The sequence below is a fragment of the Halpernia frigidisoli genome, from assembly GCF_900113805.1.
GTDB classification, from domain to species: Bacteria; Bacteroidota; Bacteroidia; order Flavobacteriales; family Weeksellaceae; genus Halpernia; species Halpernia frigidisoli.
This window is the reverse complement of the sequence record NZ_FOQT01000001.1, coordinates 42,481-63,794: the sequence shown is the minus strand read 5'-3', so window position 1 is coordinate 63,794 and position 21,314 is coordinate 42,481. Positions and strand designations below refer to the sequence as shown.

The window sequence follows — 21,314 nt, the reverse complement described above, 5'->3', positions numbered from 1 at the left end:
TATTTTACATTTTTTTAATTTTAATTATTTGTACAATGCATCTAAAGTATTGGTGCACTGAATTATATTTGATTTCAATAGTTCAGTATAAATGTCCATTTTGTTAATATAAAAACTGGAATTTTCTTCAACTTTTCTGCTTTTTACCAAAACCTGAAGGTCTTCTAATATATCAACTTCCCTTTCCAGCCTGTCAATTATTCCACCAAATCTAATTTTCACATAATCAGGATTTAAGGTAAAATATCTTTTCCTTTCGTCGATTTTATTTAGTGTTGTGATGTATTTGCTTTTTAGAAGAATTTCCAGATTAGAAGAAATGGAACTTTTGCTTGCTTTCAAATCTTCAACGAGTTCTTCAAAAGAAACACCGTTCATTTCGAAATCAAAAGTGAGATACGCGTAGATTTTTGCCGCTAAAGGCGGAAGCTGAAAATTGTTCATGGAAAAATTGACCAGCTTGTGGAAAATCTGATCATCAATTTCTAAGGTTTTTACCATTACTATTTTTTTCAAGAAGCAAATCTAAGAAATTGGTTCTAAACAAACCGAACCAAAAGGACAAAAAAAAAGCAACTTAAAAAAGTTACTTTCATTTATAAAATCTATTGTTTAGTTTTTTATGTCCAGATCGCTTTGCTGTATGTAAGCATCTATGATTTTAAATGCGTCCTGCTCGTCTTTCAAACTTACCATCAACTTTATATTATTTGCCGTAGGCGTACTCAAAAAAGTTAAATAAGAGTTTTCTGCAGTTGCAGTGATATTTTTTTCCTCTAATTTTGATTTTATAAGCTGAACTTCCTGTTGATTTGTGCTTTCAAAAACTGAAACTCTTGTCATTTCTTCCATTACATTAATTTTTAATTCACTTCAAATTTACGAAAAAAATAAACAAAAAATAAAATCTACATCGTTTCTAAAACGTTTTCAATAATATTTAAGGCTTTTTGCAAATCTTCCGAAGAAACATTTAAGTGCGGACGAAACCTGATGCTTTGCGTGCCACAGGTTAAAACGATCAATTTATGATCATAAAGAACTTTTTGTAAAGCATTTCTCAGTTCAGGTGTTGGAAGATCAAATGCGCACATTAAACCGCGACCTCTCGCGTTTGTAATTAAAATAGGAAATTTTTGCTCAATTTTTATTAAACCATCCAGCAAAAAAACACCCATATTTCTGGCATTTTCAACTAAATTTTCTTTCTCGATCACTTCTAAAATTAACTGCAAACGAAGCATATCTGCCCAGTTTCCGCCAAATGTGGAATTAATTCTGGAACTTTCTTTAAAAACATTATTTGGAATTTGATCTAATTTTTCTCTGTTGGCTAAAATCCCACAAACCTGGGTTTTTTTACCAAAAGAAATAATATCCGGTGATACACTAAAATGCTCAAAAGCCCACATCTTTCCCGTCAAACCAACGCCGGTTTGTACTTCATCAAAAATCAAGAGAATTTCATTTTCATCACAGATCTTACGCAATTCAACAAAAAATTCATCTCTAAAATGATTATCCCCACCTTCCGCCTGAATTGGTTCAATGATTATACAGGCAATTTCATTGGGTTTCTCAAGTATCGCCTTTTTAATCTCAGAAATTGCTACATTTTCATACTTCATTGTTTTGGCTAAAGAAGCTTCATCAATGGGAAAATATTGCTTTGGATTTTCGATACGAGGCCAGTTAAATTTTGGAAAATACTGGTGTTTTCGTGGATCAGCAGTATTCGTCAATGATAATGTATAACCAGATCTGCCGTGAAAAGCCTGTCTGAAATGCACACATATTCCTGCTTCTTTATCAATATTTTTCTCAAAATTTTTGCGCGTTTTCCAGTCGAAAGCAGCTTTCATCGCATTTTCTACAGCTAAAGCGCCGCCGGAAATAAAGAAACAATATTGCAATTCTTTTGGAATTAAAACACGCTCGAAAACTTCCATAAAATCTGCATATTCCTGCGAGTAAACATCTGCCAAAGTCGGCTTATTTACCACTAAATTTCCCAGCCACGCTGATTTTTCTTTTACATAAGGATGATTATAACCGATCGCCGTGGAAGCAAACATAGAAAACATATCCAAATATTCAGATTGCGTAAAACTGTCATATATATAAGAGCCGTGGGATTTTTCGAAATCCATTATAAAATCAAAACCATCTGCGAGCATGTGTTTTCCAAGAATTTCCTTTACAGTATTGGTTTTTTGCGGATAAGAAGCGATTGCATCATTCATAATTTTTAATTTTTTATTCGTTTAATTTGTTATAATCGTTTAATTGAAGTCTACAAATCAAACTTAATTCCTTGCGCCAAAGGCAGATTATCGGTGTAATTAATTGTATTAGTCTGGCGTCTCATGTAATATTTCCACGCGTCAGAACCACTTTCTCTACCGCCACCGGTTTCTTTTTCCCCGCCAAAAGCACCGCCAATTTCTGCGCCCGAAGTTCCGATATTGACGTTTGCAATACCACAATCTGAACCAGCAAAAGATAAAAATGCTTCTGCTTCTTTCAAATTATTGGTCATAATTGCGGAAGACAAACCTTGCGGAACGTCGTTTTGTAAAGCGATTGCTTCATCTAAAGTTTTATATTTAATTAAATAAAGAATGGGCGCAAAAGTCTCATGTTGTACGATTTCGAAAGAGTTTTCAACTTCTGCAACGCAAGGTTTTACGTAACAACCGGATTCATAATTCTCACCTTCCAAAACGCCGCCTTCAACAATGAAACTTCCGCCTTCATTTTTACATTTTTCAATAGAATTTAAATATTGTTTTACAGAATGCTGGTCGATAAGTGGTCCAACATGGTTATTTTCATTTAATGGATCTCCAATTTTTAATTGTCCGTAGGCTTTTACCAAACGGTTTTTAAAATCTTCATAAACATCTTCATGGATAATTAATCGTCTCGTAGAAGTACATCTTTGTCCACAAGTTCCTACTGCGCCGAAAACTGCGCCGATAATTGAAACATCCAAATCAGCGTCTTTTGAAATAATGATCGCATTATTTCCGCCTAATTCTAAGATTGATTTTCCAAATCTATTTGCAACTGTAGACGAAACTTCTCTTCCAACTTTCGTAGAACCTGTAAAAGAAACCAAATTGACATTTTTATCGGACGTCATTTTCTTACCAATTTCATGGCTTCCAATCAATAAATTAGAAATTCCTTCCGGGTAATTATTTTCTTTTAAAACTTCGGCAATAATATTTTGACAAGCAACACCACAAAGCGGAGATTTTTCGGAAGGTTTCCAAATCGTTACATTTCCGCAGATCCAGGCAAGCGCTGTATTCCAGGACCAAACCGCAACCGGAAAATTAAATGCGGAAATAATTCCTACAATTCCCAGCGGATGGTATTGTTCGTACATTCTGTGTCCGGGACGTTCGGAATGCATCGTGAAACCATGAAGTTGGCGAGAAAGTCCAACCGCAAAATCACAAATATCTATCATTTCCTGAACTTCGCCCAAACCTTCCTGAAAAGATTTTCCCATTTCGTAGGAAACTAATTTGCCTAAATCCTGTTTTTTTTCTCTCAATTTATTTCCAAACTGACGGACTAATTCTCCTCTTTTTGGCGCAGGAACTTTTCTAAATTCTAAAAATGCGGCTTTTGCTTTTTCTAAAACTTTATCATAATCTTCCAAACTTGAACTTTGCACTTTCTCGATTAATTTTCCGTTTGTAGGTGAAAAACTTTCGATGGTTTCTCCATTTGAGAAAAATTCTGAACCAGTTGATGAACCTTTATTTTCTGCGTGAATTCCTAAATTTTTTAAGACAGTTTCCATATCTGAAATTGATGAACTTTGAGTCATTTTATACGTTTTGGTTTCTTGCTAAGTTAAAAATTAATGCTTAACCAAGCAATTTGTAGGCAGTTTTAACGAAATAATTTTAAATTTTAATAAATAAAAATAGTAGTGAAATTCTTTATTTTTAAAAAGTATTGATTAAAAGTTTTAGTGGCACATTTTAGAAAATTAGTAATTATTAATTAAATTTTAAAAAACTAAAAAATGTTAAAATTATGTTAAAATAAAATCGTGCAGAATTTAATTTCTTATATAATTTTGTTTAAAAACAAGTTTTTAAAACTTTAGAAATGTTTAAATTTGAAACAGCAAAAAACAAAAATGGAAGAGCACCCAAAAAACAGCAGGAATGAAAAACTAAAATCCTGGTTTAAAAAAGTAGGGATTGCCGGTGTAATTTTCTTCACCGTAAAAGGATTACTGTGGCTGGCTGTTTTTTATTTTGGCGCAGATCTTTTGAATGGTTGTGGAAAGTGAATATTTTGAGAAAATAAAAATCAATTTCTAAATAAACAGTAATTTATAAATATCAGGAAGATGAAATTTCAATTACTAAATGCAGATTTCATTATGATTAAAAAACGCTAATTTGCTATTTAATTTTATATCAAACCAACAGATTTAGAATGCGAGATCGCTTCATTTGTATGGATGTATTGTAGTGTATGAATGACTTTGTTTTCAATTGATTTAAAAATTTCTTCCGTAAAATCCTCTTTTTTCGAATTGATATTTCTAATGTAAATCGCAAAAATCTGATTTGGGTATTTCTCCGAAATCAGTCTGTAAACTTCCGGATCACTTTGAGAATTATCACCTAGCAAAATAAATTTTTGATCAGGGAAAACCTCTAAAACTCTTGCAATTCTATTAAATTTTGTCAGATGTTTTGTGTTTCCGCTTTTAAATAGCTGGTACCATTTTTTAATGGAACTTAAAAGAAAGATTCCGTCCGGAAGTTCATTAAACTTGAAAAATTCACATAAATATTCATACAGATTCCACTCGCTGCTTGAAACGTAAAAAAATGGATTTGGAAGAGACGCCTCCGTATGCGCTTTGCTAAGAAGTTGATAATAATTAACAACGTCCGAAAAAGTTTTTCTCCGTCGCGGATTTTTGGTGAGCATCGACCACAGTTTTTTGTGCGTTCGTCCGGAATGTGAAATAAGAACGGTATCATCAATGTCTGAAATAAATCCATATTGCGTACTATTTGGTACTAATATTTTACCATTACCGCAAGCCGAAATACTTTCATTTTCATCTATTAACTCAACTTTTAAATCGTGCCATCCAGCTAAAACAGGTGTTTCAGGCTTCCATTCGAAGGTAAAAAAACCGTCTTTTTCTGTTATGGCGTAAAAGTTTTGATCTCTCCAACTTAGTTTTACTTTGGCGTTGGATATTGGTCTTATAAAGAATAACCTGAAAATATTGATAATATTGATCAGTGCATTTCGGGTATATTTTCGTTGAATAAAATATTTGCCTTTTAAAACATGACCATAAATAACGAGATTTTCAGCTTTGCCGTAACCATTATAAATTTTTACTGCTGCGTTAGAATTTTTATCGGTTTTTGCCATCTTTTAAAATTAAGTAATATTTTAGCAGTAAATTTTGTTCCAAAATAAATAAAAATCTTTAAACATCCTTATATTGGCACTGCAAAATTTTTAAAACTATTATACAATTCACATGGAAACAGGCAAAAGCGAGAAAATTCTTTTCATTATAAATCCCGGTTCTGGAAGCCATTCCATCAACTGGTCAAAAGAAATTGAGACTTATTTTAAAAATTTAGATTTTACGATAGAACTTTATCTTTTGGAAGGTGATTTTAAAATCGAGGAAATTAAGGAAAAAATAGAAATTTTTGATCCACAAAAAGTGGTGGCAGTCGGCGGCGACGGCACGATAAGTCTTGTGGCAGAATGTCTTTTAAATAAAGATATTGCAATGGGAATTTTGCCTTCCGGCTCGGCAAACGGCATGGCGAAAGAACTTGGCATCAGTGAAATTCCGCAAGAAGCCATAAATACAGTTGCAAAAGGTGTTCATAAAAAAATCCATGTGATCATGGTGAACGGAAATTTATGCATTCACCTGAGCGATGTTGGTTTTAACGCCTGGATCATTAAAGAATTTGAAGCTGACAACACACGCGGATTTTTTGGTTATTTTAAAGCAAATTTAAAAGTGGCCTGGAATGTTTTATTTATCAATCCGATGGCCAGAATGACGATGCAGATCGACGGCGAAACAGTCCGAAGAAGAGCGGGAATGGTAGTAATTGCAAATGCGCGGGAATATGGAATTGGCGCGGTGATCAACCCGATCGGTGATATTGAAGATGATCTTTTTGAGATCGTGATCATAAAAAAGATCTCTGTGAGTGAGGTTTTTAAAATGCTTATTTCGCACAAACCCTTTAATCCGCATAAAATTGAGATTTTACAGGCGCAAAAACTTAACATAAAACTTTCCAGAAAAATGCATTTTCAGGTGGATGGCGAATATTTAGGGAAGGTAACGGAAGTGGAAGCTGATATTGTGAAAGCTGCAATCACATTGGTTTTACCTAAATAATTTTTCTTAAATGACCGACAATTTTGAATTAAAATCTAAAAATTCTGCAGTAATTTATATCTCTGCAATCCTATTTTCTGTGGCTTTACTAATTTTTATGTTTTTGGCTTATAATGTTGCCATAGAAAAAAACTTCACATTAGACAACGCTGTTTTAAAATTTGCAACCAGTCTCACATCGCCTTTCTTAGTCAAATTAATGAATGTCGTTACTTTTTTCGGGTCATCAGCATTTTTGTTGCCGACCTATATATTAATAATTGTTTATTTTATCATTAAAAAAGACAAATTTTCAGTATTAAATATTGGCTTTATTTCAGTGGGAAGCGCAATCTTTACTAATTTTTTAAAAAATTATTTTCAACGAACTCGCCCGGAATCTTCTTTGATAAAATCGCTTATAAATTACAGTTTTCCGAGTGGTCATTCAATTTCTGCAGCAGTTTTATTCGGTATTTTAACTTTTCTGCTATGGCAGACTTCACTTTCAAAAATTAGAAAATATACGATCTCATTTTTATTTCTGTTCTTTGCTTTAATGATCGGTTTGAGCAGAATAATTTTAAGAGTTCATTATGCAACAGATGTTATCGCCGGATATTGTTTGGGAATTGCCTGGTTAATATTTTGCTTTTGGATATTAAAATTCCTATTTGGAAAATTTTCACGGACTTCGAAAATGAGTCAATAAATAAAATTTCATTTAAATCTAATTTTAAAAAAGCGCATTTTACTTTTTATAATTCTTCCGTACCTTTGAAAGTTATTTAAAACGATATTAAAATTTTCAACTATATGTCCGCAGAAAAAAATCTTCAGGAAAAAACAAGACTTCACGCCAGAAATAAAAACAGAGAAAGATATGATTTAAAAGCTTTGACAGAAGCTGTACCCGAACTTAAAGATCATTTAAAACCAAATAAAAATGGTGAAGATTCTATAGATTTTGCAAATCCTTCCGCGGTAAAACTGCTTAATAAAGCTTTGTTAAATTATTACTACGGTATAAAAAACTGGGATTTCCCGGATGAAAATCTTGTCCCCCCAATTCCGGGAAGAGCCGATTATCTGCATTATATGGCAGATCTGATTACTCAAAGTAATTTTGGATCGCTTCCAAAAGGGGAAAAAATAACAGGTTTGGACATTGGAGTTGGCGCAAGTTGTATATATCCAATTATTGGCGTTACAGAATATGACTGGAATTTTATTGGTTCAGATATTAATGCTGAATCTGTAGAATCTTCCAAAAAAATTATTGATTCAAACGAACAGCTGAAAGATAAAATAGAGATCAGATTACAGAAAGATCCCAAATCATTTTTTGAGGGAATTTTAAATAAGGAAGAAAAAGTTGATTTCACGATGTGTAATCCGCCATTTCATACTTCATCGGAAGAAGCCGAAAAAAGCAGCCGCAGAAAAGTGCAAAATCTTTCCGGGAAAAAAGTGGAAACAGCGGATCTAAATTTTGCCGGCATCAATAATGAGTTAATTTATGAAGGCGGCGAGCATACTTTTATCCACGATATGATCGCTGAAAGTAAAAATTTTGAAAAAAACTGCTACTGGTTTTCAACTTTAGTTTCAAAAGAATCGAATTTAAAAGGTATTTACAGAGCGCTTTCGCAGGTTGAAAATACTCAGGTAAAAACTATCGCAATGGGAACCGGCAATAAAGTAAGCAGAATAGTGGCGTGGTCTTTCCTTTCTAAAGCTGAACAAAAAGAGTGGAAAGAAGCGCGCTGGACCGATTCTGAATAAGATTTAAAAAAAAGAATTTTCAGGAAAAAAAATTTAACTAAAAAATCAAATTCTTTTTCTGAAAATTCTCAACATAAATAAAATACAGTGATTTACTGTGATTTTATTTCATAAATAAACTCAAAGAAACGGTAAGCATGTCGCTGCTTCCACTATATCGCTGCGCAAAAACCTCAACGTAATCATTTGGTGCTAATTCGATGATCGACTGAACCGGAACGGCAACAACATCTACACTATTAGTTGTGAATATGTAAGTTTTCGATCTTTGAACAGGTGTGCCATTAAGTGCGATATAAAAAACATAAATAGTGTTTGCATTAACGGTTCCTCTAAAAGAGGCAACAGCATTAACCGTAAAAAAACGTTTTTTACTTCCCAAATATTTTAAACGATTATCTACGCCATCATTTGAAGCCCTAAAGAAATTATTGGAAACCGTAGTTCCTCCAATTTTAACTGCTGTTCCGGTTGTTAAAGCTGTAGTAACACCAGTTCCGTAAGGTGAATCTAAGTTGACATCACCGACAGAAACCGCGTCCGTCTCTATTGGAATGCCTGCACTTCGGATATTCCACTTATTGTTAAAATTATATCCTGTGTAAGTTCCTGTTGTATATGGTTTGATGTACGCCGCAGTATTCGCACCTGTAAAAACAACAGATTCCATTACTGCATCACCATTTATTGTCGGATTGGAAGAAACATCAAATCCCGCTGTCGCAATTGCCTCTACCTGACTAAAGCCACCTTGTTTCTGAACAAGACCAAATGTTCCTGTTAAGGTTTCAAACGTTCCTGCATTATTTCCAAACCAACCCATATTACTTAATAAAAGTTGGTTGATATTGCTATAAGTAATTCCTGTTGTATTTCCAGAAAATTGAACAATGCTTAAAAACACAAGACCCATATTATCAATAGTACCTACATTTGCCGAACTTGCCACAATGCAATCTCTAAAAATTAAATTTTCTGCTTTAGTTGCACCAGTAATATTAAAAACCTTTCCGCTGGATATAAGTGTTAAACCCTTTATAGTTCCTCCGGTAGTTCCATCAAAAATATTACCTGTTGAAGTCAATCTATCTTCACCTGAATCAATTCCCTGAATGTATGCGTTGTTTAAATCGATGGGTTTGTCCAAAGAAACCGTTCCATTGATTTCGTAGAGCGTGTTTGTATTTAATTTATATTTGGAGCCAGCTCCTGCTGTAAGTTCTGCCGCTAATACTGTTGATAAAACATCAGTTGATTTTATCCTTTTAAAATTTAAACGACCCGTAACAGCACTATTTATTGGTGTCCACACTGAAACAGCAGATGTTCCGGAATTGTAAACAAAAGTTTTTAAATCAGTATCATAAACTAATAATCCGTTTGCGGGCAGAGAAACTGCTAATCTTTGCGCCGTTGTCATTCTTGGAGTTAACATTCCCGCAGGCGTTCCTGTTTTGAACTGGAGATCCAAAACTGCTGAAGGATCCGGTGATGCGGTGTTTATCCCGACCTGAGCATTACCTAAAACTGAGAATAAAACGCTGAAAAAAAGAATCTTGAAATTTGTCATAATAAAAGTTTTGAGTATAAATAATCGAGTCTTGAAAAGAAATCCTACTATTTATGAAAAATTAATAAATTTTAATAATATATTGTAATAATTAGTTATTTTTAAACATCCGTCAAATATAATAAAATTATTTTAAGTCATACATAATTAAAAAGTTATTTTGTATAGAAATTATACTATTTATAGAAACCCTTAACCACATTACTTAAATTGACAATATTTAAATTTTAGATTTGATAAAAAATAGATTTAACTAAAGTTTTTATTTAAATTTAACCAAAGAAATTTAAAAACATGAACGAGATCATTTGCCCAAACTGCAATAAGGCTTTTAAAATAGATGAAACAGGTTTTGCCGATATTCTAAAACAGGTGCGAGATGCGGAATTTGATGAAGAATTACAGACCAGACTAAATCTCGCCAATAGAGATAAAGAAAATGCTGTAAAATTAGCAGAAGCCAATTTTAAAAATGCACTTCAGACAGAAATTGCGAATAAAGATCAGGAAATTTTCAGACTAAAATCAAGCAGCGAAAGGCAATTATCTACACAATTATCTGAAAAAGATGCTCAACTTCAAACTTTAAAAGCAAAACTCGAAAACGCTGAAATTTTAAAAAAACTTTCGGTGACGGAAGCTGTTCAGCAGATTGAAAAAGAGCGCGATTATTTGGCAAATGACATCAAACTGAAAGAATCTGAAAAGCAGCTTTTAGAAAAATCTTTAGGTGAAAAATACGCCATTGCATTAAAAACCAAAGACGACATCATCAAAATGAAAGATGAGGAAATTGCGCTTCGAAAAGATATGAAGCTGAAACTTTCCACAAAAATGATCGGGGAAACTCTGGAACAGCATTGTGAGACGGAATTTAACAAACTGCGTTCATCTGCATTTCAAAAGGCGTATTTTGAGAAAGATAATAATTCACGCTCTGGAAGCAAAGGCGATTTTATCTACCGCGAAAGCGATGAAAACGGCAACGAAATAGTTTCAATCATGTTTGAAATGAAAAACGAAGGTGATGAAACGGCCACAAAAAAAAGAAATGAAGATTTTTTTAAAGAATTAGATAAAGACAGAACTGAAAAAAACTGTGAATACGCGATTTTGGTAACACTTTTGGAAGCTGAAAATGAACTTTATAACGGCGGGATCGTTGATGTATCACACAAACATGAAAAAATGTACGTCGTTCGTCCGCAATTTTTTATCCCAATCATTACGCTTTTACGGAATGCGGCGCTAAATTCAATGAAATATAAAGCGGAACTTAGCTTAATTAAAAATCAAAATATTGACATTACAAATTTTGAAGACAATGTAAATGCTTTTAAAACAGGTTTTGCAAAAAATTATGATCTCGCGAGCCGCCAATTTAAAACTGCCATCGAAGAAATTGACAAAACGATGGATCATCTACAAAAAACAAAAGACAATTTGCTTTCTTCCGTTAATAATCTGCGTCTTGCCAACAATAAAGCCGAAGATCTAACAATAAAAAAACTTACGAAAGGCAATCCGACAATGTCACAGAAATTTGACAATTTAAAATAATTTCCATTTTAAAACATCATCATTAATAACAAATTTAATAATCTAAAAAATAAAAACTATGATCACATTTTTGGCTGTTTCTTTACCACACATTTCTTTATTTCTTCTAATAGCACTACTTTACATTTTACCTGTGGTTTTCTTTATTTACTGGATGGTAAAAATGCTCAAAAACTCTAATGAAAATTTGAAGTTAACCAAAGAAATTTTAGAACGGTTAAAGTCCTGATTTTAATTAATTAGAATTCAAAATTTTAGCATAAAAAATCGGTCTGCAAAGTTACAAACCGATTTTGTTTTTTTCAAATATGCTAATGCATCATTTCACCAACATCTATTTTTTCTTTGCTTTTTCTTTCTTTTACCAGCAAAATAAATGGAATACAGAACAGAAACATTAGACCCAAATAAAGGAAAACATCCATATAAGAAAGTACTGCCGCCTGTTTTGTTACAGAATAACGCAAAGTTTGATACGCAGATTGCAAAGCAACATCGGGCGCCAATCCTTTAGAAATAAACATATTTTTTAATCCTTCAATTCTTTGCTGAACCATTAAACTGCTCGCATCAAATTTGGAGGCAAGATTCGTGGCATAATCTACATTTTTATTTGCCATAAAAGTTGTGATCGACGCCACACCAAATGAACCGCCCAACTGACGCATCATTCCGGTAAAAGCAGCGCCCTGACCAATTTCCTGACCTTTTAAAGTACTCAGAGCCAATGAAGTAATTGGAATAAATAACATTCCCAAGCCCATTCCACGGACGATCAGCATCCAGAAAAAAGCGTCTTTTCCTGTATCTGGCGTTAAAATTTTGTAACCCCAAAAACTGTAAATGAAAAATAGCAATAAACCTCCTGCTACTAAATATTGCTGTTTAACACCTGCCGTTAAAAGTTTACCAATAATAGGCATCATTACGGCGGTTGTTAAGGCTGCGGGAATCATTAAAGCACCAGATTCAAGCGCTGTCCAACCTAAAATTGTTTGCGTGTAAAGCGGAACAATAAAAGTGGAACCATATAACCCAAAACCTAAAATAAATGACATGATCGTTCCTAAACGAAGATTTCCATTTTTTAAAACCCTTAATTCAACAATTGGATATCGGAAAGTGAGTTCCCGCCAAATAAAGAAAACAAATCCTAAAATAGCGGAAGCAGTAAACATTATGATCGTGCTGCTGTCAAACCAATCATCTTCCTGACCGCGTTCTAAAATAAACTGTAGAGAACCAACGGTAATTGCAAGAAGCGCAATTCCAAACCAATCAACATCTGAAACACTCCTTTTTTCCGAAAATTTGGGACTTCTGACAAACTGAATGGTCATAATCGCGGCAATAATCCCAATAGGAATATTGATGTAAAAAATGAATGGCCAACTGTAATTGTCTACAATATAACCGCCCAAAGGTGGACCTAAAGTTGGACCTATAATCACCCCCAAACCGTATATCGCCTGCGCCATACTTCGTTTTGCTAAAGGATAAGATTCTGTAATAATAGTTTGAGAAGTCACTAATAGTGCACCGCCACCAACGCCCTGCAAAAATCTAAAACCTACAAGTTCCCATAAATTTGTGGCGTTTCCACACATAAAAGAGAATAAAGTGAAGATCAGAATTGAAGCGGCGAAATAATTTCTACGTCCAAACTGTTGGGAAAGCCAGCTCGTCATCGGTACAATAATTACATTCCCGATCGCATAAGCGGTGATCACCCAGCCAACTTCCGACAAAGTACTGCCAAGATTTCCTTTCATTTCCGGCAATGCGACATTAACAATCGTAGTATCTACAATTTCTAAGAGCGCACACAAAATTGCGGTGATGGTAATAATAAAGCGTCTTGCGCCATATTCTACCAGTGAATCATCCTGCATTTTAAATTATTTTAAATTTTAAATTTTAGACTTTAAATAATAGAAAATACTTTCCAATTTTAAAGTCCATCATTTATTTTTCTTTTATACTTAAGTCCTTACAGATCAACCGTTACTTTCACATTCATACCTGCGAAAAGTTTCTTTTCCGTTTTTTCATCAAGGTTTTTAAATGTGATTTTTACAGGTAATCTTTGTACTACTTTCACAAAATTCCCACTCGCATTATCCGGAGGCAAAATTGAGAATGTAGAACCTGTTGCCGGTGAAAATGAACTTACTACACCCTGGAATTTTTTACCTGGATAAGCATCAATTTCTATTTCAACATTTTGACCTTCAGTCATTTCGGTTAACTGCGTTTCTTTAAAATTGGCAACCACCCATTTGCTGTTGTCAACTATTATACTAAATAATTGTGCGCCTGCCTGAACAAACTGGCCACTTTGAATATTTACTTTTGAAACATATCCATCCTCAGCTGCAACTATCACTGTGTAAGAAAGCTGTTGTTTTGCATTCTCAACCTCAACTTCTTTTTGCTTTGCCATAGAAGTCGCCACGCCAATCTGCTCAGAGCTTGCAGCAGTTTGAGAATTTACAACTCCCGTTTGCTGAGAAATTTGATTTCGCTGATCTATTAAAACTCTTAATTGTGCGTCTGCTGTTTGTTTTGCAGCTAAAGCAACATCATATTGCTGTTGAGTGATGCTGTGGTCTTTTACTAAATTTGCATATCTTCCTAAATCCTGAGAAGTTCTGCGGACATTGACTCTCGCTGCTTCGATCTGTGAATTCGCTGTCACAACTGCCGCGCGGGAAGTATTAATATTAGAACCTGCCGCAGCGGAAGAAGCTCTTGCTCCTGATATATTACTTTGTGCCGTTCCTAAAGCTGCTTTCGCCTGATCAACCATTAATTTTTGGTCGGTATTGTCCAAAACAATTAAAGTATCTCCTTTTTTTACAAACTGGTTATCTTTAACTTTTATTTCATTGACATAACCTGAAATTTTTGAGATAACCGGACTTAGATTTGCCGCGATCTGTGCATCGTCCGTATCTTCATGAGACTGGCTAAATTTGTAATAGCGGTAGCCGAAAAAACCACCTACTAAAATCAATACAGCTAAAAGTATCGGAAAAAGTAAACTTTTTTTCTTTTTTGGCTGTGGGAACAATTCCTCGTTTTCTACGTTATTTTCCATTATTATTTTTTCTTATTTATTAGTTTTTAATTAAAATTCCGCTGGTCTGTAATAATTTTCTATAAGCTAAAGCTGCATCTGCCTGCGCATTTACAATATTAACTTCCGCGGAAGTATTTGCTGCATCAGCATCTAAAAGATCTGTAATATTAGAAAGACCATTGTCATATTTATTTTTTGTAATTCTAAAATTTTCTGCTGCCTGCTCTTGTGCTTTCTGATAAACTTTTATCTTTTGATTAGAGAAATTTAAATTTTGATAATCTCTGCTCACTTCCAGTTTTATCTGGTCATCAAGTAGCTCATTATTGGCTGCTAATTCTTCTTCAATCGCCTGCGATTTTATGTATCCTGAATTTTTCTTCCAAAGATTTCCGAGGTTATATTTAATTCCCAATCCAACATTTACCGCATTATAAACAGTTAAAACTTTTGGCACATCTGCTGCAACATAACCACCTGTTAATGCTATACTTGGTAAATATTCCGCTTTTGCTGATTTAGTTCCAAGTTCTGCCGCTTTTCTTTGCATTGCCAATGACTGAAGATCTTTACGGTTTTGCTGCGCCTGTGTTAAATAATAATCCACAAAATTGAGATCTTTTTGCTCACTGATGTAATTTGGATCAACCTGCAAAATTGTATTTTCTTTTAACCCAATTAGCAGATCCATGTTAATGGTCGCAATTGAATAGTTATTTTGTGCCTCCAAAAGTTGTAGCTCGATGTTTGAAGTTTGAAGATTAGCTTTCAAACGGTCATTTCTGGCCAGTAAACCATTATTTTCCAGTTTTAAAAACGTTTCGTCCCTTTTTGCAGAAGCTGAAAGATTTTCCTCTAAAACTTTTATCGCCTGGTTGGCCTTAAACAAATTATTATAAGCCTGCGCGATATTATAAGTTACTGCCTGCTGATTGTTTTCATTTTTTAATTTTGAAGCTTCCATCAAATATTCAGCAGATTGAATACCGTATTTTATTCTTCCACCAGCATAAAGTGGCAAAGATAAATTCGCCTGACCAATCAACGCAGAGGATGGCGACGGCGTTTTGTTACCTGATGTAGGGTTTAAAAATTTAAGGTCAACATTTGCATTCGTTAATCTCAAATAAGATCCGGAAAGATTGAAATCCGGTAACTTTCTGTTTTTTGCCTCCAAAAGATCTGCCGTTGCCTGCGAAATTTTCGCCTGATCGATCTTTAAATTTTTGCTGTTTTTAATGCCCATTTCAATGGCTTCGTCCAATGTAAGCATTTTCGTTTCCTGTGCATTCAAAAATGAAAAACCCAGAAATAAGGTAAAAGCAAAAAGGCTTTTATTAATTTTCTTCATAACCCAAAAGGTTTTTTAAAACTTGTTTAATATGTATGTTTAGTTCCGTGTAATAGTCGTCATCAAAAGAAATATCTTCTGCTGTTTTATGAAAATACTCTTTGTATAGTGTTAAACCATTCATTGCATAAAACATTGTCCCAATTAAAGTAGAATGCATAAAGGCAATGTTTGGCTGTTTTTTAAAAATTTTACTTTCAAAACCCTTCTTTGCCAGATCTTCGTAAACTTTCAAATAACCCAGCTTAGAATTTTTCAGAAAATTGACAATTGTTTTATTTTTATTGGTCAACTGCTCAGTTTGCATGATGTTGTAAAAAACTTTTAGTTCTCTTACGCGGTCTGTGTAGCGGTCGATTATCAAAGAAATTTTTTGCCACTCATTAATATCTTTTCTCGCAACAATTTCCGTCATGTAAGATTGGGCTTCTGCCATTCTTGTTTCAAAAAGACTTTCTAAAAGTTTTTCCTTTGATCCGAAATAGTAAGATATCATCGAAACATTCACTTTTGCGGCAGTCGCGATCTCCCTTGTGGAAGTTCCATCAAAGCCTTTTTCGGAAAATAATTTTTCCGCCGCAAATAATATGTTATGTTCTTTTGAAATCACCTGTTGTTTTTTGACTGTGCAAAACTACAAAAAAATTTAATAAATCAAACGATTGATTGATTTTATTTTTAATGATTGTGATAGATGATTTTAATAAAGTTTAGAAAAAATAAATTGTCTAAAAAATTGGATTAAAAACTTAGGATAAAAACGATTAAGGATGATTTTAAATAATTTCTAAGCTGTACGATGAATAAATCTCGTTAATTTAATTCCCAAATCCGTCCAGACAATTTTAGAATTGGCATTTCTGGAAAGATGATAATCTGCCGCAGAAATCTCCTCTATAATAGATTCTATATTATTCCCGTGGATAAATTTTGAGAAACCTTCCCATTTGAAATTTTGCTCTATTTTTTTGTAGACCAACTGTTCTACTCCATAATTTTGCATTAAAGCCAGGCGAAACATTTCTGCGCAATAATCCAGAAATTGCTTTTGCTTTTCTTTATTCCAAACTGCAATATTTCTCCCCCATTTCACGAGCTCTTTTAGCATTAAAGGATTTTTTTTTGCCTGAAACGCAAATCTTACCCAAGCCACGAAAAGCATTTCAAATTCTGAAACAGAATGATCGGCTTTTACTAAATTTCTCGCCTGATTCCAATTTCCTTCAGCTGAAAAAATGATCTCCTCTGCTTTTTCTGAAGAAACTCCATTTTCTTTTAAGGCACTTTTCAACGCGTCATCAGAAATGCGCGGAATATCTATTAATTGACAACGTGATAAAATTGTGGGCAAAATATCATCAATATTTTCCGCGATGAGAAAAATTAAAGTATTTTTTGGCGGTTCTTCAAGAAATTTGAGAAATTTATTAGCCGCTGCGTTATTCATTTTGTCGGCCTGCCAAACAATTAAAATTTTTGTTCCACCTTCAAAACTTTTTAAGGAAAATTTGGCATTTTGTTCCTCAATTTCTTCGGCAGAAATAAAAAGCTGCTTATTCTGGGAATCCAAAATATCCTTCCAGTCGTTGAATTCCGCGTAAGGATTGTCTAAGATCATCTGGCGAAATTCGGAAAACAATCTGTTGCTCACAGATTTATTATTTTCAGTAAAAATGGGAAAACTAAAATGCAGATCAAGATGATTAAGATGGTCAACTTTGGAACCGGAACCTGCTTTTTCCTGTTTAAAAATTTCCTTGACAAAAGATAAAACGATTGGTAAAACACCGTAACCAGATCTTCCCACAAATAATTGAGCATGACTCAGCCTTTTTTCTGCAATGCTTTGCTGCAAAGTTAATTTTATATTTTCCTGCCCGATGACCGCGTTCCAATCCATTTTTCAAAGATAAAGAAAAACATATTTTAAATCTCAAAATTCAGGAAATTAGAAGACTGGAATTTTATTTATAAAAGTTTGAATATTTTAAAGATTTCAATTTCACCCATAATTCTTTAAATCAAATAAAATATTGCAGGCCTTATTAACGCTTATTTTTTAAAGTTGATACTTAACAAACTTTAACGGCGGTATATTTTCTCAATCCATTATAAAGTAGGATATTTGCGCATTATTTTTAAAAATATTTATGAAAAGATTTTTTGTTATATCTTTCCTTGCTGCAGGGTATGTTTTACAGGCTCAAAGTATCGGAAATTCTCCTTATGCCTCTTTTGGGATCGGAGATGTGAAATATGATAACACGACGGATATTAATGCAATGGGAGGGATTTCTACAGCTTATATTTCTGATTTTACAAACTCTTACAACTTTACAAATCCTGCGGCGAACATCAATATGGAGCTTACATCCATAAAAGTTGAAGCTACAAATGAGAATAATTTTTTCAAAACTAATTTTGACGGTACGAAGGTTACAAAACATTCAACTTATCTTTCAAATATATCGATCGCATTTCCACTTTCTAAAAGTGTAAAATTCGGTCTTGGTTTTCAGCCTTACAGCAGTAAAAACTACAGTTTTCAAAATTTTGAAACGAACGGTACCGTTACAACTTTGAATACTTTTACCGGAACGGGAACTGTAAGTACAGTACAGGCCGGACTTTCATACCAAATCATTCCAGGTTTTGCGCTTGGTTTACGAAGCAATTTCTATTTTGGGAATTTGTTCAATAATGAAGAAATAACTAATACAGATGCCACTTTAATTAACGGTTTTGAAACCAGAAACAGAATAAAAACTTTTGATTTTACAGCAGGTACGGTTTATCAGAAAAAATTAAAAGACGACCACAAATTTACTGCCGGAGCAACTTACACGTTCGGAGCAACAGGAAATACGGTTACCGCTTATAAGAACAGTACTTACTTTAATGGTCCTGCCGGCGCATTACAGGATGAATTTATTATCGAAAGCACGATTAGGAAAGAAAATAATCTGTTCCCAATGCAGGCTTCTGTAGGTGTGGGTTATGGAAAAGAAGCAAAATGGTTTCTAAGTGGTCAGCTAAATTACAAGCAAGGACAATCGGCAGCTTTTTTAGGTCAGGATTTTCAGTATAAAGACTCTTATAAAGCTTCAGTCGGCGGCTGGTATTTACCTGATTTTAATAATTTTAGAAACTATCTTCAAAAGATCACCTATCGATATGGTGCTTATTATGAAAAGGGCAATTTATATTTAAACAACAAAAATATTAATGAATTTGCACTTACAGGCGGCGTAACGGTTCCTTTTGGTGGCAAAGTAAATGCTGCAAGTTCTTTAGATCTTGGATTAGAAATCGGGAAACGTGGAACACTTCAAAATAATTTGATCAACCAAAATTTTGTTAATTTGAAAATAGGAATTAATTTTGCCGATAAATGGTTTAACAAACGTTACTACGATTAAAAATGTGGTTTTTCTTAAAACAAATAAAATATAAAAATATAGCGGCTTTTTTAAGTGTCGCTATATTTTTTTGTTTAACATCCTGTGAAGAAGATTTGACAAATGCCGTAGGCAAAAAAAAACTCAACTTTCCATCTCAGGTTATAAATGGTGCTCAAATTATCCAGCGCGATTCCGGGTTTGTTAAAATACGCGCTACGGCGGTTTTGATAGAAAAATACGAACTTATCGATTCTCCTTACATTGAGGCAAGAAAGGGAATTTACATCCAGTTTTTTGACAAGAAAAAGCCAGAAAAGCCTGGAACAATTAAAGCAAAATATGCAAAAATTATTGAGTCTAAACAATTCTATGAGGCAAAAGGCAACGTAAGAATCGTAACTAATGAAGGCCAGATTTTTGCGACACAATCTATCTACTGGGACAAAAAAAATAAAAAAATGTACACCAGTGATACCGTTTTTGTCACTGATAAAGATGGATCAACACTAATTGGAGCGAATGGAATGACGGCGAAAGACGACTTTTCGGCTTACACTTTTTACAATAATTCCGGGGATATTAATGCCAAAAAAATTCCGGAAGGACAGCGGTAATATTATTTTAACCAAAAGCTGATGAATACTTATTTTGCCTTAGGATTAATGTCTGGAACCAGTTTGGATGGTCTGGATATTTGTTACGCGAAATTTAGTTTGAAAGATTTAATTTGGAATTTTGAAATTCTTGAAGCTCAAACAATTCCCTATTCCTCAAATTGGAAAGAAAAACTGGAAGAGGCCATTAATCTTTCCGCCACAGATCTTTTGGAATTAAATTCTGAATATGGATTTTATTTAGGAGATCAGATTGCAGAATTTATTGTTTTAAAAAAAATTAAGGAAATCAATCTAATTTCTTCCCACGGACACACAGTTCATCACCAACCTGAGAAAAAATTTACTTGTCAAATTGGCGATGGACGCGCGATAAAAATCAAAAATAATTTTCCAGTTGTTTACGATTTTCGCAGTCAGGATGTTTTACTGGGTGGAAACGGCGCGCCGTTAGTTCCTATCGGTGATGAAATTTTATTTTCAAAGTACGAAGCGTGTTTAAATTTAGGCGGATTTTCGAATATTTCCTTTAAAGAAAAGGGAAAGAGAATGGCGTTTGATATTTCTCCTTTAAATATCGTTTTAAATCATTTTTCAGAAAAACTAGGCAAAAAATTTGATGATAAAGGTGAAATTGCAAAAGCTGGAATCGTAAATCAATCAATTTTACAACACCTGAATAATTTAGAATTCTACAAAAATACGACGCCAAAATCTTTGGGTTTCGAATTCGTCAAAAATGAAATATTTCCTTTGTTAAAGAATGATTCCGCAGAAAATATTTTAGCCACATTTTCTGAACATGCTGCTGATAAAATTGCAGAAATTTTAAATAAATTTAAAATAAATAATGTTTTGTTAACCGGCGGCGGCACTTACAATGATTTTCTTTTAGAAAAAATAAGATCCAAAACTGATTGTAAAATAATTATTCCTGAAAATAAAATCATAGATTTCAAAGAAGCTTTGATTTTCGGATTTATGGGTGTTTTAAAACTTCGGGGCGAAAATAATGTATTGTGCTCAGCGACTGGGAGTTTGCACGATCACAGCAGTGGAATTTTAATATAAAAAGACCTCAAATTAATTGAAGTCTTTTAAAAAATATTATTTAAATCTACAATTTTTCTAAATTGTCTGTCAATGCATTGATAAAATTCTGCAAAGGTTTCTCAACCATCATTTTGATAAAAGGATTAAATTCCCCGTGAAATAAAAGCTGAACTTCTGTTTTATTTTCACCAGCGTCATTTAAATTCCCTGTTAAAGAAAAATCCAGACTTGAACTTGCAGATTTTAAAACGACCTCATTATCAGTTACATTTTCTATTTTTAAGGCAATTTCCGGCATTCCTTTTAAACTAAATTTAAATCCGTCTTCGCGTGCTTCAAAATTCTGAAGAGATTCCGGCATTAAATGTCTGTAATCTTCCGGTTTTTTTAACATTGCCACTAAATCTTCACGTGATTTATTAACGGTAATTTTTCGTCCTTCTAAATTCATTTTTATATTTTTGTATTAAATCTAAAGCCCTGCAA

At 33.5% G+C, this 21,314-nt stretch carries 21 protein-coding genes; 9 read left to right on the top strand and 12 right to left on the bottom strand.

Annotated elements, in window-relative coordinates; translation table 11 throughout:
- Window positions 1-24: 24 nt before the first annotated feature.
- From BM238_RS00290 to amaB, 4 genes are all read right to left on the bottom strand, one after another.
- A complete protein-coding gene (locus BM238_RS00290) occupies window positions 25-501 on the bottom strand; it encodes a GbsR/MarR family transcriptional regulator (RefSeq protein ID WP_090078199.1) in 477 nt (158 codons plus the stop codon).
- 111 nt (window positions 502-612) lie between these two features.
- Entirely contained in the window at window positions 613-852 is a 240-nt protein-coding gene (locus BM238_RS00285; RefSeq protein WP_090078198.1) for a DUF2007 domain-containing protein, read from the bottom strand.
- A 56-nt stretch (window positions 853-908) separates the two neighbouring features.
- Entirely contained in the window at window positions 909-2,243 is a 1,335-nt protein-coding gene (gene lat, locus BM238_RS00280) for an L-lysine 6-transaminase (protein WP_090078197.1), read from the bottom strand.
- Between the two features lie 50 nt (window positions 2,244-2,293).
- A complete protein-coding gene (gene amaB, locus BM238_RS00275; RefSeq protein ID WP_090078196.1) occupies window positions 2,294-3,844 on the bottom strand; it encodes an L-piperidine-6-carboxylate dehydrogenase in 1,551 nt (516 codons plus the stop codon).
- Window positions 3,845-4,162: 318 nt separating this feature from the next.
- Here amaB and BM238_RS14325 point away from each other — a divergent pair, with 318 nt between their 5' ends.
- The gene (locus BM238_RS14325; protein WP_177205399.1) at window positions 4,163-4,318 is read left to right on the top strand and encodes a hypothetical protein; all 156 of its coding nucleotides are present in this window, start codon (window positions 4,163-4,165) and stop codon (window positions 4,316-4,318) included.
- A gap of 125 nt (window positions 4,319-4,443) precedes the next feature.
- Here BM238_RS14325 and BM238_RS00270 read toward each other — a convergent pair whose 3' ends face one another.
- The gene (locus BM238_RS00270; RefSeq protein WP_090078195.1) at window positions 4,444-5,430 is read right to left on the bottom strand and encodes an App1 family protein; all 987 of its coding nucleotides are present in this window, start codon (window positions 5,428-5,430) and stop codon (window positions 4,444-4,446) included.
- Between the two features lie 112 nt (window positions 5,431-5,542).
- Here BM238_RS00270 and BM238_RS00265 point away from each other — a divergent pair, with 112 nt between their 5' ends.
- The 3 genes from BM238_RS00265 to rlmF all read left to right on the top strand — a co-directional run bounded on the left by BM238_RS00265 (window position 5,543) and on the right by rlmF (window position 8,197).
- Window positions 5,543-6,433 carry a diacylglycerol/lipid kinase family protein gene (locus tag BM238_RS00265; RefSeq protein ID WP_090078194.1) on the top strand — a complete coding sequence of 297 codons (891 nt, stop codon included), beginning with the start codon at window positions 5,543-5,545 and terminating at the stop codon, window positions 6,431-6,433.
- 10 nt (window positions 6,434-6,443) lie between these two features.
- Window positions 6,444-7,124 (top strand): phosphatase PAP2 family protein, encoded by a 681-nt coding sequence (locus tag BM238_RS00260; RefSeq protein WP_090078193.1) that lies wholly within the window; start codon window positions 6,444-6,446, stop codon window positions 7,122-7,124.
- Between the two features lie 104 nt (window positions 7,125-7,228).
- Window positions 7,229-8,197, top strand: coding sequence for a 23S rRNA (adenine(1618)-N(6))-methyltransferase RlmF (gene rlmF, locus BM238_RS00255; protein ID WP_090078192.1), 969 nt, complete (start codon window positions 7,229-7,231; stop codon window positions 8,195-8,197).
- A gap of 103 nt (window positions 8,198-8,300) precedes the next feature.
- Here rlmF and BM238_RS00250 read toward each other — a convergent pair whose 3' ends face one another.
- Window positions 8,301-9,767: a hypothetical protein gene (locus tag BM238_RS00250; protein WP_233741883.1), complete on the bottom strand. Its 1,467-nt coding sequence runs from the start codon at window positions 9,765-9,767 to the stop codon at window positions 8,301-8,303.
- A gap of 294 nt (window positions 9,768-10,061) precedes the next feature.
- Here BM238_RS00250 and BM238_RS00245 point away from each other — a divergent pair, with 294 nt between their 5' ends.
- Together BM238_RS00245 and BM238_RS14320 are read left to right on the top strand one after the other, a co-directional pair.
- Window positions 10,062-11,327, top strand: a complete 1,266-nt coding sequence (locus tag BM238_RS00245) for a DUF2130 domain-containing protein (RefSeq protein ID WP_090078191.1) — start codon at window positions 10,062-10,064, stop codon at window positions 11,325-11,327.
- 58 nt (window positions 11,328-11,385) lie between these two features.
- Window positions 11,386-11,556 (top strand): hypothetical protein, encoded by a 171-nt coding sequence (locus BM238_RS14320; protein ID WP_177205398.1) that lies wholly within the window; start codon window positions 11,386-11,388, stop codon window positions 11,554-11,556.
- Between the two features lie 82 nt (window positions 11,557-11,638).
- On the opposite strand, the gene BM238_RS00240 is transcribed toward BM238_RS14320, so the two are convergent.
- From BM238_RS00240 to BM238_RS00220, 5 genes are all read right to left on the bottom strand, one after another.
- The gene (locus BM238_RS00240) at window positions 11,639-13,219 is read right to left on the bottom strand and encodes a DHA2 family efflux MFS transporter permease subunit (RefSeq protein WP_090078190.1); all 1,581 of its coding nucleotides are present in this window, start codon (window positions 13,217-13,219) and stop codon (window positions 11,639-11,641) included.
- Between the two features lie 98 nt (window positions 13,220-13,317).
- Window positions 13,318-14,427 (bottom strand): HlyD family secretion protein, encoded by a 1,110-nt coding sequence (locus BM238_RS00235; protein ID WP_090078189.1) that lies wholly within the window; start codon window positions 14,425-14,427, stop codon window positions 13,318-13,320.
- A gap of 19 nt (window positions 14,428-14,446) precedes the next feature.
- The gene (locus BM238_RS00230; protein WP_090078188.1) at window positions 14,447-15,760 is read right to left on the bottom strand and encodes a TolC family protein; all 1,314 of its coding nucleotides are present in this window, start codon (window positions 15,758-15,760) and stop codon (window positions 14,447-14,449) included.
- Entirely contained in the window at window positions 15,747-16,370 is a 624-nt protein-coding gene (locus BM238_RS14615) for a TetR/AcrR family transcriptional regulator (RefSeq protein ID WP_090078187.1), read from the bottom strand. The genes BM238_RS00230 and BM238_RS14615 overlap by 14 nt, the downstream gene beginning before the upstream one ends.
- Window positions 16,371-16,547: 177 nt before the next feature.
- Window positions 16,548-17,660, bottom strand: a complete 1,113-nt coding sequence (locus BM238_RS00220) for a DNA polymerase III subunit (RefSeq protein WP_090078186.1) — start codon at window positions 17,658-17,660, stop codon at window positions 16,548-16,550.
- 250 nt (window positions 17,661-17,910) lie between these two features.
- Here BM238_RS00220 and BM238_RS00215 point away from each other — a divergent pair, with 250 nt between their 5' ends.
- Genes BM238_RS00215 through BM238_RS00205 form a run of 3 tightly spaced genes read left to right on the top strand, consistent with a single transcriptional unit; the run spans window position 17,911 to window position 20,846 of the window.
- Complete coding sequence (locus tag BM238_RS00215) at window positions 17,911-19,179, top strand: BamG family beta-barrel-assembly machinery protein (protein ID WP_090078185.1); 1,269 nt, start codon at window positions 17,911-17,913, stop codon at window positions 19,177-19,179.
- 2 nt (window positions 19,180-19,181) lie between these two features.
- Window positions 19,182-19,775: an LPS export ABC transporter periplasmic protein LptC gene (lptC, locus tag BM238_RS00210; RefSeq protein ID WP_090078184.1), complete on the top strand. Its 594-nt coding sequence runs from the start codon at window positions 19,182-19,184 to the stop codon at window positions 19,773-19,775.
- Between the two features lie 21 nt (window positions 19,776-19,796).
- Window positions 19,797-20,846, top strand: a complete 1,050-nt coding sequence (locus BM238_RS00205) for an anhydro-N-acetylmuramic acid kinase (RefSeq protein WP_090078183.1) — start codon at window positions 19,797-19,799, stop codon at window positions 20,844-20,846.
- Between the two features lie 46 nt (window positions 20,847-20,892).
- On the opposite strand, the gene BM238_RS00200 is transcribed toward BM238_RS00205, so the two are convergent.
- Window positions 20,893-21,279: an orotate phosphoribosyltransferase gene (locus tag BM238_RS00200; protein WP_090078182.1), complete on the bottom strand. Its 387-nt coding sequence runs from the start codon at window positions 21,277-21,279 to the stop codon at window positions 20,893-20,895.
- Window positions 21,280-21,314: the final 35 nt, after the last annotated feature.